The 12,058-nt window shown below is 70.6% G+C and carries 9 protein-coding genes; 3 read left to right on the plus strand and 6 right to left on the minus strand.

Going from position 1 to position 12,058, the window contains the following annotated elements; translation table 11 throughout:
• Nucleotides 1-131: 131 nt before the first annotated feature.
• Entirely contained in the window at nt 132-1,130 is a 999-nt protein-coding gene (locus GEV07_29015; protein MQA06573.1) for an ABC transporter permease subunit, read from the minus strand.
• A gap of 82 nt (nt 1,131-1,212) precedes the next feature.
• The gene (locus GEV07_29020; GenBank protein MQA06574.1) at nt 1,213-2,490 is read right to left on the minus strand and encodes an extracellular solute-binding protein; all 1,278 of its coding nucleotides are present in this window, start codon (nt 2,488-2,490) and stop codon (nt 1,213-1,215) included.
• A 283-nt stretch (nt 2,491-2,773) separates the two neighbouring features.
• On the opposite strand from GEV07_29020, the gene GEV07_29025 reads away from it, so the two are divergent.
• Entirely contained in the window at nt 2,774-4,285 is a 1,512-nt protein-coding gene (locus GEV07_29025; protein MQA06575.1) for a leucyl aminopeptidase, read from the plus strand.
• A gap of 13 nt (nt 4,286-4,298) precedes the next feature.
• Here the strand turns inward: GEV07_29025 and GEV07_29030 are convergent, their stop codons facing one another.
• From GEV07_29030 to GEV07_29045, 4 genes are all read right to left on the minus strand, one after another.
• On the minus strand, nt 4,299-4,646 hold the full coding sequence (locus GEV07_29030; protein MQA06576.1) for a hypothetical protein: 348 nt from the start codon (nt 4,644-4,646) through the stop codon (nt 4,299-4,301).
• 101 nt (nt 4,647-4,747) lie between these two features.
• Entirely contained in the window at nt 4,748-7,270 is a 2,523-nt protein-coding gene (locus GEV07_29035) for a hypothetical protein (protein MQA06577.1), read from the minus strand.
• A 61-nt stretch (nt 7,271-7,331) separates the two neighbouring features.
• The gene (locus GEV07_29040; GenBank protein MQA06578.1) at nt 7,332-9,800 is read right to left on the minus strand and encodes a hypothetical protein; all 2,469 of its coding nucleotides are present in this window, start codon (nt 9,798-9,800) and stop codon (nt 7,332-7,334) included.
• A gap of 55 nt (nt 9,801-9,855) precedes the next feature.
• Nucleotides 9,856-10,347 (minus strand): MogA/MoaB family molybdenum cofactor biosynthesis protein, encoded by a 492-nt coding sequence (locus GEV07_29045; GenBank protein ID MQA06579.1) that lies wholly within the window; start codon nt 10,345-10,347, stop codon nt 9,856-9,858.
• A 137-nt stretch (nt 10,348-10,484) separates the two neighbouring features.
• Here GEV07_29045 and lpdA point away from each other — a divergent pair, with 137 nt between their 5' ends.
• Nucleotides 10,485-11,873, plus strand: coding sequence for a dihydrolipoyl dehydrogenase (gene lpdA / locus GEV07_29050; protein MQA06580.1), 1,389 nt, complete (start codon nt 10,485-10,487; stop codon nt 11,871-11,873).
• Between the two features lie 34 nt (nt 11,874-11,907).
• The coding region (locus GEV07_29055; GenBank protein ID MQA06581.1) for a dihydrolipoamide succinyltransferase at nt 11,908-12,058 on the plus strand (151 nt) is incomplete at its 3' end.

The raw sequence follows: 12,058 nt of genomic DNA on the forward strand, positions 1-12,058 counted from the left end.
GCCGAAGGCAAACGACACCACCAAGCCCTCATCACCCTGGCCAGACGCCGCATCAACGCCCTGCTGCGCACCCGCAAGCCCTACCGAACCGGCTACCCGAGCAACACGGCCAACGCCGCTTGACAAACACATTAGGCAGCCGCCTCCCCGTTCGTGATCGTCCTCGGCTGCTTGCGGCGCTTCGGCCCCTTCTTCCGCTGTGACCTCGTCGCACCGAGTACGTCCGCACCGAGCAGCTTCACGAACAGGAACGCGATGACCGCGACGTAGATGAACAGCACGATCGAGTACGCGGCCGCAGGCCCGTATCTCGTCTCGATCGCCTCGTCCTGTGCGAGCATCGCGAGCACTTCGACCGACTCCTTACGTGGGCCGATCAGTACGTACGGCAGGTCGAACATCCGAAGCGCGTCGAGCAACCGGAAGAGCACGGCTACCAGGAGCGCCGGCTTCGCCAGCGGTAGCGTGATCCGGAAGAGCTGGGTCCAGCTCTTCGCGCCGTCGACCTTCGCCGCCTCGTACACCTCGTTCGGGATGGTCTGCAACCCGGCAAGCACGAGCAGGCCGACGAACGGTGCGGTCTTCCACACGTCGGCGACGATCACCGCGACCTTCGCCTGCCAGCCCTCCGTGGTCCACAGCACCTGCTGCTGCAGCAGTGCGTTCGCCACCCCGTCCGGCTGGAAGATCCACTTCCACAGCAGCGCGGAGACGGCGGTGGGGATCGCCCACGGCACGAGGATGCTCGCCCGCACCAGGCCACGGGCCTTGAACGCGCGGTGCATCACCAACGCCATCGCCACCCCGATGACCGTTTCGAGCAGCACCGTCGTCACGGTGAAGAACGTGGTGTTGAAGAGTGAGTTGAAGAACCTGTCCGCCGCCTCGCCGGCGAACATGGCGCTGTAGTTCTCCAACCCGACGAAGTCATCGCCTTGCACGACGAAGCCCTGCGCGTTCACCCGTTCCCCGGACTGGAAGAGCGAGGTGTAGAACGCGGCGATGATCGGGTACATCACGACGAGACCGAGCACGGCCATCGTCGGCGAGACGAGGACGGCAGCGAGCTTGCCTGACCCCTCGTTGTGTTGTCTTCGTAGCCGCTTGCCCGCGGCTGCACCGACTGCCATGGCAACCTCTCCTTGACACCCTGGGCCGGGCGGCGCGCTCAGGTCGTGCGCGCCACCCGGCTGACAAGGTTTCTCGGGACGACTACTTCTTGACGAGTTCTTCGAGTTCGGTCTCCAGCTCGGAGAGCGCTTCGTCCGAAGTCTTCTCGCCGTTCATCGCCCCGTAGGCGGCTTCTTGCATGGCGGTACTGACGTCGCCGTACTTGACCGCTTGCGGGCGCGGCTTGGCAGTCTCGATGGACTCCTTCAACGTCGGCAGGTACGCGTACTTCTTGGTCAGTTCCTCATCCTCGTAGAGGCTGGCTCGCGTCGGCGCCTGCGACGTCGCCAGCAGATCCTCCCGCTGGGTCTCCTCGGCGGTGATGTACTCGATGAAGTCGAGTGCAGTCGCCTTGTTCTTGGCGAAGGAGCTGACCGCGACGTTGTGCCCGCCGAGCGACGAGACGCCGGGACCGTCCTGGCCAGGCAACGGCGCGATGTCGAACTTGTTCTTCACCTTCGACGAGCCCTCGGTGCTGGCCAACCCGTACACGTACGGCCAGTTCCGCATGAAGACCAGCTTGCCGCTCTGGAAGGCTCGCCGTGACTCTTCCTCCATGTACGTCACGGAGGCCTTGGGGAACGTGCCCTGCTTGACACCGTTGACCAAGAAGTCGAGACCCTTCTTCGCCTCCGGGGTGTCCACGTTGACCTTCCCCTTGTCGTCCACGATCTCACCACCGGCGGAGTGCACCGCCTCGGAGAAGTTGACGGTCAGGCCCTCGTACTTCTCGAACTGGCCCGCGTAACAGCCGACGTCCTTGCCTTGCGGCAGCTTCTGCACCTTCTCGCAAGCCGCCTCCATGTCCGCCCACGTCTCCGGCGGCTCACTGACACCCGCCTTGTCGAGCAGGTCCTTGCGGTAGTAGAGGAGGCCACCGTCGGAGTTCAGCGGCACGCCGTACAACTGGTTGAAGTAGGTCGCGCTGTCGATGGTCGGCTGCAGGAAGCCCTTGGTGTCGACCTTGTTCTCGGGCAGTGGGTCCACCCAGCGGTTCGCGGCGAACTCCGCGGTCCAGACGACGTCGAGGTTCAGCACCGTGTACGCATCGGACTTGGTCTGGGCGTTCTTCACCATCTGCTGCCGCTGCTGGTCCGCGGACTCAGGCAGCTCGATGATGCGCACCTTTTCCTTCGGGTGTTCCTTGTTCCACTGGTCGATCTGCTTCTGCCGGTTACCCGAAGTGTCCTTGCCGGTGGCGAAGGTAATCGGCCCACGACCGGTGAATTCGTTCTTCGGCTTCTCCGTCTCGGAGCCACCGTTGCCACAAGCCGCGAGCAACGCTAGCGCGAGTACGAGGGCACCGCCTCGCGCAAGCATCCGTCTCTCCATTCACTGCCCCTTTCCGACTGCGTTGTCAGGAGAAACGCCGGGGCCAGAATCTGCCCGTACCGGCCCCGGGATCGTCCCCAGCCGGCGGCGCCCATGGACGGTCACATGACCATGCCGTAACGAAAGTGCTAAAGGAAGTAGTCGTGATATCACCGTTATCAACTGGTCCAGCACCGTCCATCGCAGAGCAAGATCACACCCCGCGTGCACCGGAGCATAGCTTGCCGGGCGTAACATCGGGGCTGCTCGTGCGTCTCGAGAAAGGTGCCCCGTGACCTCGGTGAAACTCAGCAAGTCTGCGCCCGCCTCGCTCTCGGCGACCGCCGTGGTCGTCGGCATACACGCCGGTGACGGCGACTCCCCCGTGCTCGCCACCGGCGCGGAACGCCTCGTGCAGGCTGGCAGAAAGGCCGATGCCAAGTTGCGCGAAAGCTTGTCCGCGGTCAACGCGGGCACGTCCGTCGGCGCCGTCACCTGGGTGCCCGCACCGGCGGGGAGCAAGGCGGCCGCCGTGCTCGCCGTCGGCCTCGGCAAGGTACCGACCGACGACGAGGGACCGGACCTGGAGACGCTGCGGACGGCGTCCGCCGCCGCGGTACGCAGCCTGGCGGGCAAGGAGAGTGCAGTCCTCGCACTGCCGGCCTCGTCACCGGAACAGGTCGCGGCCGTCACGCTGGGCGCCGAGCTCGGTGCGTACGCGTTTACCAGGCACCACGGCGCCTCGTCGACGGCCAAGCCGCCGGTCGAGCAGATCACCGTGAGCTGTGCGCGCGCAGCCGACCGCTCGGTGAAGTCGGCGTTCGGCCGGGCGCAGCACATCGCCGCCGGGGTGCGGTTGGCCCGCGACCTGGTGAACACCGCACCCGTCGACCTGTCACCCGCCGAGCTCGCCGAACAGGCCGTGAGAACGGCCAAGGAGAACGGCGTCAAGGTCCAGGTGCTCGACGAGAAGGCACTCGCCAAGGGCGGCTACGGCGGGCTGCTCGGCGTGGGTATGGGCTCGGTGAACCCGCCGCGGCTGGTGCGCCTCGCGTACTCACACCCGCGGGCGAAGCGGACGCTGGCGCTGTGCGGCAAGGGCATCACGTTCGACAGCGGCGGCCTGTCCCTGAAGCCGCCGAACTCGATGGTCACCATGAAGTCCGACATGGCAGGCGCGGCCGCGGTTCTCGGTGCGGTCCTGGCGATCGCGAAGATCAAGCCGTTGGTCAACGTCGTCGCCTATCTCGCCTGCGCCGAGAACATGCCCAGCGGCACGGCACAGCGCCCGTCCGACGTACTCACCATGTACGGCGGCACCACGGTCGAGGTGACCAACACCGACGCCGAGGGCAGGCTGGTGCTCGCCGACGCGCTCGGCCGCGCGCAGGAGGACGACCCGGATCTGCTCGTCGACGTCGCGACGCTGACCGGCGCCCAGGTGGTCGCGTTGGGTAACCACTACTTCGGCGTGATGGCCAACAGCGACGAGGCGAGACAGCAGGTGGTCGACGCCGCAACCACGTCCGGTGAGTCCGCATGGCCGATGCCACTGCCGGACGAGCTCAGGGAGGCGCTCAGCTCCGACGTCGCCGACCTGGTGAACTCGGCCAAGGAGCGGGCTGCCGGCATGCTGATCGGCGGCAAGTTCCTGCAGTCGTTCGTCGAGGTAGAGCAGGCGTGGGCGCATCTGGACATCGCCGGGCCGGCGTTCAGCGACAAGGTTTCCGGCTACCTCGCCAAGGGCGGCACCGGCGTCACCGTGCGCACCATGGTGCAGCTCGCCGAGGACCTCGCCCCGTAGCGGCCCGGGGGCGTCAGCTGTCCTCGTGCCGGCGGCGCTCGGCCAGGCGTTGTTCCCTCGCGCGCTTGGCGTTCCACTGCCGCATCCGCTCGGGGTAGCCGACGACCGCGGCGTCGTAGCTCGGTACGCCGAGCCGGTTCGCGAAGTCGTGCGCGTACTTCGGGCCGGGGACGCGGCGCCTGGTCCACTCGCCGTCCACGGCGACGAGTACCAGGGTGGTGTCCGTGACCGCGGTACGCGGCTCGACGAACCCCTCGACGCCGCGGTGCGTGCGGGCGAAGTTCTCCAGGTGCGCGATGTCAGTCTTGTCTGCTTCGCGCAGCCGCCCACCGCCGGACTTCTTGCGGCCAAACCATCGCACCACCGCCTGGGCTCCTCTCAGTCCCCGTCGAAGAGAGAACGATCGACGGCGGCAGTGGTTCCCACCGCCACGGACGCACCAACTCTACGGCGGCCGCGGAATCAGCGCAGGCCGCGCGGCATCGGCAGCGGCCACTCGCGGCCACGGGCGATCGGCTGGAAGTACCGCAGCACGTCGTCGGTGAGCGCCGCACCGAGATCCCACTTCTGGGCGACCTGCTCGCTCACCTCGGTCGCGACGCGGTCGCTGAACCCGGCGACCTCGCCCTCGCACACCGCACGCACGACCTTCAGCACCGTCGCCAGGCTCTTCGTCGACGCCTTCGTCTTCCGGTCGCGTTCCGGGCGGTCCAGCTCGGCCCACAGCGACTCGGCGAGCGCGTCCAGCTCGACCAGCGGGTTGGCGTTCTCCCTGTCGACCGGGTAACGCCACCACGGGTGCCGCTCCCACAGCGTCCCCCGCACACCACCGGGCACGTGCTCCCGCGGCACCGGCCCGAACCGGCGGCCGAACGAGCGCATGGCGTCGTCGAAGTTCCCGACCGCGGCGACCGGGAAGAGCCCGGCGAGGCGTTCGTCGTCCAGCTCGTCACCGACGAACTGGATGCCCGACCTGATCGCGCAGAGCAGGTGCCAGCGCGGGTAGTCCAGCCGCCTGGTCTCGTCCACCAGCTCGCCGAGCAGCTGGCCGACGGTGTCCGGACCGGCCTGCGACAGTGCCGCGACCCAGTCCTCCCGCCATGTCCGCAGGTCGACGTCGCCGACGAGGCCGGCCCCGAAGGCACGGCAGATGCCGACCAGGCCGAGCCGCAGCTCGCCGGCCCACAGGTGCGCGGAGATGCCGTGCAGCAGCGGCCGTGCCGGTGCCGGCCCCCCGCCCAACGCGTCGCAGCCCCACCCGTACCTGCTGACCAGCGTCGGCCGGGAACTCGACCGCCAGCTGGCCATGCCGGCCCCGAGGCGCTCCTCCCAGGTGCGGAGCGCGGCGGCCAGCTCGGCGGCGTCCGCCGCACTCACCGTGGGCAGGTCGACGCCGGCCGGGTCGTACGCGGCCGTCAGGGCGAACACCGCGGACCCGCCGGTCGTATGTTCCCGGCCATCCTCACCGGACTCGCGCATCAGCTCGATCGACCACTCGGCCCGGTGGCCGGCCCGGCCGAACGTGCCGCGGACGGTGACGGTGGTGAGCACGTGTTCGCCGGCCGGCGCGTCGGCGAGGTCGGGGTCGGTGACGACCAGCGCGCCGTTGCGTACCTGCGCGGTCATCGAGGCGTCCGCCCAGACGACCGAGCCCTCCTCGTCGAGCACCTGCACCATCACCGTCGCGTTGCGCGCGCGCATCCGGTCGCCGAACGCGGCCAGCGACGCGTCGATCATCGATGTGGACAGCTCGGCGGCGGCCGGCGCCTCACCGCGCGACGCGTCGCCTGCCGGCACCTTGACCCGCCACACGCCTGGCCCCGGGTACCACCGCGGGTGCATCGGCAACCCGGCGCAGTTCGCTGCGTTCCCGCCGACCAGGGCGGGCCGCCACCACCAGTGCGAGTTCGCGAACCGCGGCGCGCTCTTGCCTGCGGGCACGCCGAACCGGCAGGTGGGCGCGCACAGCAGCTCGTCGATCTGCGCGACCTGGATGCGGTCGACGAACTCCGCGGCGGCCCGGTCCGCGTACGCGGTGAGCAGCAGCTCGATGGCCGACCGCATCCACCGCGCACGCATCCAGCTCGCGTCGTCCGCGACCGTCTCCGCCGCCTGGGTCGCGTCGTCGACGAAGCCGGCGATCCACTGCGGCAGCACCTGGTCGAGCAGCTCACCGACCCTGGCGTGGAACGCGGGGAAGTTCGTGGTGCCGAGCTCGGGTACGCCGTACATCCGCGCGAGCCCGGTCATGGCGGCGTGCAGGTCGCCGCGTTTCAGCCCACCCAGGGTGCCGTCGATCACCGGTCCAGGGCTGGTCGCCAGCTCGGGTCCCCCGGCGCCCGGCGCCGCCAGCCGCTGCCGCAGCGCCTGCAGGAAGTCACCGGTCGTGGGGCACTGCGCGTCCGGGGTGAGCATCGCCCCGGCACCCGTCGTCACGCTGGCAAAGTCGGACTCGGACCTGCCGACCTCCAGCAGCTCGGCCAGCTCGGCGGCGATCGCACCCGGGTCGACGTCGCCGAGGTCCACCAGCCGGCCGAGCCGGCAGTCGATGTCGGCGAGCACCTGGCCGAACGTCGTGCAGCCCTTCGCGTAGCAGAGCACGAGCAGCTGCCGCAGCCGCGGGCACTCCGGCAGCCGCACCCGGTGTGCGCCGTTGCCGCCGGCCGCCGGCCGCACCGGCTCCTGGTCGGTGTCCTGGCCGTCCGCGCGGCCGCTGAGCCGGTCGCGCAGCTGCCGGACGAACCGCTCGGCGGTACCGAACTCGCTGTACGGGCTGAACCGGGCGCCGCAGTCGACGAGGACGCTGACGTAGTCGTACTCGCTGTCCGCCCGGGCGCACAGCTCGCCGAGCTCGGCGGTCACCGCGGCGGCCTCCTCGTCCGGGAGCCGGTCCGCCAGGTAGTCGAGCGGGTCCGGCCGCACAGTGCGCCAGTCGGAGCCCAACGAGCCGAGCAACCGACGCACATGCGGATAGGAAGTAGTCATCGCACTACTAATCGTAACGAAGATCGGAAACGCTACCTAGCCTTGCCGCGGAGTAACCGCGTCAGGAAGGGTCGGGCGGCAGCGTCCAGAGCGTGTCGTGGTGCTTGATCGGCAGGAAGTAGCCGAGGGCCATCGCGGTCAGGTCCGCGTCGGCGCGCCAACCGTCGGTGACGAGCCGGCAGACGGTCGCCGCGTCGCTGCCCCTGAACCCGGTGAGGCTGCCGTCGAGCACGCGCTCGCAGCCGTGCAGCACACGCTGCAGGGCGTCGTCGGACGCGCCGGTCGTGCGTGCCTTCTGCGCCAGGTCCAGCTCGGTCCTGATGGCCAGCACCAGCTGCTGCAGCGTGCAGCTGGCGGTCACGTCCGGCGTGCCCGCCGGGTACCGCCACCACTTGTGCCTGCGGTGCAGCCGGGTCGGCACGTCGGTCAGCGGGATCGGCCCGAAGGTGTGCCCGAACGTCCGCATCGCGTCGTCCAGGGTGCGGATCCGGCCGGGCCGCAGCAGGCCGGCCAGCGGAGCCTCCGCCAGCTCCTCCGCGAGCAGCTGCATCCCGGACCGCGCAGCGCAGAGCAGGTACCACTCGTCGCCGGTCAGCTCGCGCGGCCACCGCACCAGCCGGCCAAGGAACTCGTCCCAGCCGTCCGCGCCGAGGAACTGCAGCGCCGCGACCCAGTCGGTCTCCCACGGCCGGGACGGCACCTGCTTGAACAGCTCGCCCGCGTAGGCCCTGGCGATGCCCGCGAGACCGGGCAGCGGGTCGCCGTCCCAGAGGTGCTTCGAGATGCCGGTCAGCAGCGGGTACGGCCGCGGCAGGTCGTGCGCGACGGTCTCCCTGGCCTGGCCGTACCTGCCGACGAGCGTCGGCCGGTCGGCGGACACCCAGTCGCTGATCGGCGCCTCGAGCTCGTCCTCCCAGTCGTGCAGCGCCGCCGCCAGCTCGGTGTCCTCGTGCGTGCCGAGCGCACCGTCGAGCACCAGCGCCGCCCAGCCCCAGGCGGTGGTCTCCTTGTCGGCCTGCCGCACCCGGACCAGCTCCGCCGACCAGCTGGCCGGTGCCTCCCCCACGGCGCCGCGGACGGTCGCCGAGGTGATCACCCGCTCGCCGCCGTCCGGCACGGACAGCTGGGTGTCGGGGACGACCAACCTCTCCCCGCGCACGCGCGCGAGCACCGGGCCGGCCACCCCGACGGCCAGGCCGGACCTGTCGAGCGCCTGCACCGTCACCGTCGCGCTCTGTGGCCGGAACACCGGCCCGAGTCCGTTCAGGCCGGCCCTGATCATCCGGGTGGAGAGTTCCTTGGCGAGCGCCGCCGCGGTCGCACCCGCGTCGTCCGCAGGCGTCGGGCGCGCCTGCCACGCGGCCAGCCCGCGGTACCAGCGCAGGTAGGCGGGCAGCCCGAGGCGGCCGATGCCGGGGCCGGCCGGCTCCGCCTGCCACCACCAGTGCGACGCGGGCAGCCGCGGGGCGACGGCTCCGGGCGGCGGCTGGAAGCGACCGGTCGGCGCGGCCAGCAACCCGTCGACCAGGGCCAGCTGGTCGACGTCGACGAAACCCGCCGCGTCGGTCTGCCCGTACTCGGTGACCAGCAGCTCGACGGCGGAGCGCATCCATCGCGCCCGGGTCCAGTCGATGTCGTCGGTCACCGTCTGCGCGGTGTAGCAGAGGTCGTCGACGTACCGTTCGACCCACTGCGGCAGCACCTGGTCGAGCAGCGTCGCGACGGTCGCGCGGAAGTGTGCGAGGTCGCCGCCGCGCAGCTCGGGCAGCCCGTACCTGCGCACCAGGCCGGTCATCGCCCGGGCGAACACACCGCCGTCGAGCGCAGCGACCGTCGTCGCCGTGACGCCCGCGGGGTCCAGGTCCGGCCGCGGGTAGCGCTCGGCGAGGCCGGCGACGTGCCCGCGCAGCTCGCGCCAGAAGCGCTCGGCGTCGGCCGCGACCACGTCGTGCACGCCGAGCTCGGCGAGGAACGCCGCGTGCTCGCCGGCGGACAACCGGGCGGCCAGCAGCTGGTCGATCTCCGCGACGACCGCACCGGGCGCGACGCCCACCAGGTCGACCAGGTCGCACACGACCGCGCCGAGGTAGTCGATCAGGTACACGTCGTCGGACGCGTCGCGCCAGCGCGACCACAGCGGGCGCAGCACGCGACGCACCAGCGGATAGGTCAGCTGCGGCGGCGCCGGCTGTGCTGCCGCAGGCGGTGCCGTCGCCGGCGGCGCGTCGGCCACCGCCGCCAGCCGGCCTCGCAGGTCGCGCAGGAACGCGGCCGCCGTGGTGAACTCCCCGTACGGCGAGAAGTGCGCGCCGGACTCGATGACGAGCTGGACGCAGTCGAACTCGGACGCCACCGGCAACAGCAGGTCCAGCTCGGCGACGACGGCCGGCAGCCCGTCCTGGCCGGCCCTGGCCTGCGCCGACAGGTAGCTCAGCACATCGGTGTGCGCGCTGCGCCAGTCGCCCGTCATCGTGCCGAGCAGGCGGAGCAGGGCCGGGTGCTCCGCAGCGGCGCCGTCTGCGCTAGCCACGAAAGCGGACCCTATCCGCGTGCGGTCGTCGGACATGCGTCATCGAGGTGAACAGCTACGCTCGGGCGTGGTCGCCGCCGTGCAGCTGACTGACCGCATGCGCCACCAACGGCTCGAGCACGGCGAGCCCGTCCTTCACCCCGCCGGTGGAGCCGGGCAGGTTGACGATCAGGGTGCGGCCGGCGACGCCCGCGACACCGCGCGACAGCACCGCCGTCGGCACCTTCTCCCGGCCGTACGCCCGGACCGCCTCGGCGATACCGGGTACCTCGAAGTCGAGGACCCTGCGGGTCATCTCCGGGGTGCGGTCGGTCGGCGAGATCCCCGTGCCGCCGGTGGTGACGACCACCACACAGCCGTCGTCCACCGCCTGCCGGAGCGCACCGACCACCGGCTCGCCGTCCGGCACGACGACCGGGTCACCGACCGTGAACCCCCAACCGGCGAGGGCGTCCGCGATGATCGGGCCGGTGGTGTCGGCGTACACACCCGCGCTGGCCCGGTTCGACACCGTGACCACACCGGCACGTCCCGTCGCCTCGGCCATCGGTGCACCTCCTCGCTTCCGTTCCGGTCTACGACCCTAGGGCGTACCGGACTCCCCGTCTCTGCGAGGTGGCCGATCAGGTGACAAGATGGCATCGGCAGGTCGCGACAGGGTCGACCGGAAGGGGTTAGCGGCAGGTGGCGTACGCGGGCACGAACTCGTACGACCTCGTCATCCTCGGCGGTGGCAGTGGTGGCTACGCAGCCGCGATCCGGGCCGCGGAGCTCGGCATGTCCGTGGCCATGGTGGAAAAGGACAAGGTCGGCGGCACCTGCCTGCACCGCGGTTGCATCCCGACGAAGGCGCTGCTGCACGCCGGCGAGGTCGCGGACCAGACGAGGGACAGCGCGCAGTTCGGCGTGCGCTCGTCGTTCGACGGCATCGACATCGACCAGGTCAACAGCTACAAGGACGGGGTCGTCTCGCGGCTGCACAAGGGCCTGTCCGGCCTGATCGGCAGCCACGGCATCACCACCGTCGAGGAAAGCGGCCGGCTGACCGGACCGACCACCGTCCAGGTCGGCGACCAGACCCTCAATGGCAAGCACATCCTGCTCGCCACCGGCTCCACCCCGAAGAGCCTCCCCGGCCTCACCATCGACGGCGAGCGGGTCATCTCCAGCGACCACGCGCTCCGGATGAACTGGGTGCCGAAGTCCGCCATCGTCCTCGGCGGCGGCGTGATCGGCGTGGAGTTCGCGAGCGTCTGGCGGTCGTTCGGCGCCGACGTCACCATCGTCGAGATGCTGCCGCACCTGCTGCCGCCCGAGGACGCGACCAGCCAGAAGCTGCTCGAGCGCGCGTTCCGCCGCCGGAAGATCGGCTCCCACCTCGGCGCCGGCTTCGACGGCGTGAAGGTGAACGAGAACGGCGTGACGGTGTCGTTCGCGGACGGCAAGACGCTCGACGCCGAGGTGCTGCTTGTCGCCGTCGGCCGCGGCCCGGTCTCCGCCGATCTCGGCTACGAGGAAGCCGGCGTGCAGGTCGACCGCGGGTTCGTGACGGTCGACGAGTACTGCCGCACCGCCGTGCCGACCATCTCGGCGGTCGGCGACCTGCTCCCCACGCTGCAGCTCGCACACGTCGGCTTCGCCGAGGGCATCCTGGTCGCGGAGCGGCTGGCCGGGCTCAGCCCGGCACCCATCGACTACGCGGGCGTGCCGCGAATCACCTACTCCAACCCCGAGGTCGCCTCGGTCGGGCTCACCGAGCAGCAGGCGACGGAGTCGTACGGCGCGGACGAGGTCGCCACCGTGACCTACGACCTCGGCGGCAACGGCCGCAGCCAGATCCTGAAGACCGCGGGGGCGGTCAAGGTGGTGCAGCGCAAGGACGGCCCCGTCGTCGGCGTGCATATGGTCGGCGAGCGGGTCGGCGAGCTGTCCGCGGAGGCCCAGCTCATCTACAACTGGGAAGCCGTACCGGCGGACGTCGCGTCCCTCGTCCACCCCCACCCGACGCAGTCAGAAGCCCTCGGCGAGGCGCACCTCGCTCTCGCCGGTAAACCGTTACACGTACACGGCTAGTAGCAGCTTGGTGCAACCAGAGGAAGGACGGCGAATGTCGGTCTCCGTCACAATGCCGCAGCTCGGCGAGAGCGTGACCGAGGGTACGGTCACCCGCTGGCTGAAGCAGGAAGGCGACCAGGTCCAGGCGGACGAGCCCCTGCTCGAGGTCTCCACGGACAAGGTCGACACCGAGATCCCAGCCC

The sequence above is a fragment of the Streptosporangiales bacterium genome, assembly GCA_009379825.1.
Lineage (GTDB): Bacteria > Actinomycetota > Actinomycetes > Streptosporangiales > WHST01 > WHST01.

Coding starts and splice junctions, on each gene's coding strand:
- GEV07_29035 (MQA06577.1), bottom strand. CDS start 7,270: ATGACTACTTCCTATCCGCATGTGCGTCGGTTGCTCGGCTCGTTGGGC.
- GEV07_29045 (MQA06579.1), bottom strand. CDS start 10,347: ATGGCCGAGGCGACGGGACGTGCCGGTGTGGTCACGGTGTCGAACCGG.
- GEV07_29015 (MQA06573.1), bottom strand. CDS start 1,130: ATGGCAGTCGGTGCAGCCGCGGGCAAGCGGCTACGAAGACAACACAAC.
- GEV07_29020 (MQA06574.1), bottom strand. CDS start 2,490: ATGCTTGCGCGAGGCGGTGCCCTCGTACTCGCGCTAGCGTTGCTCGCG.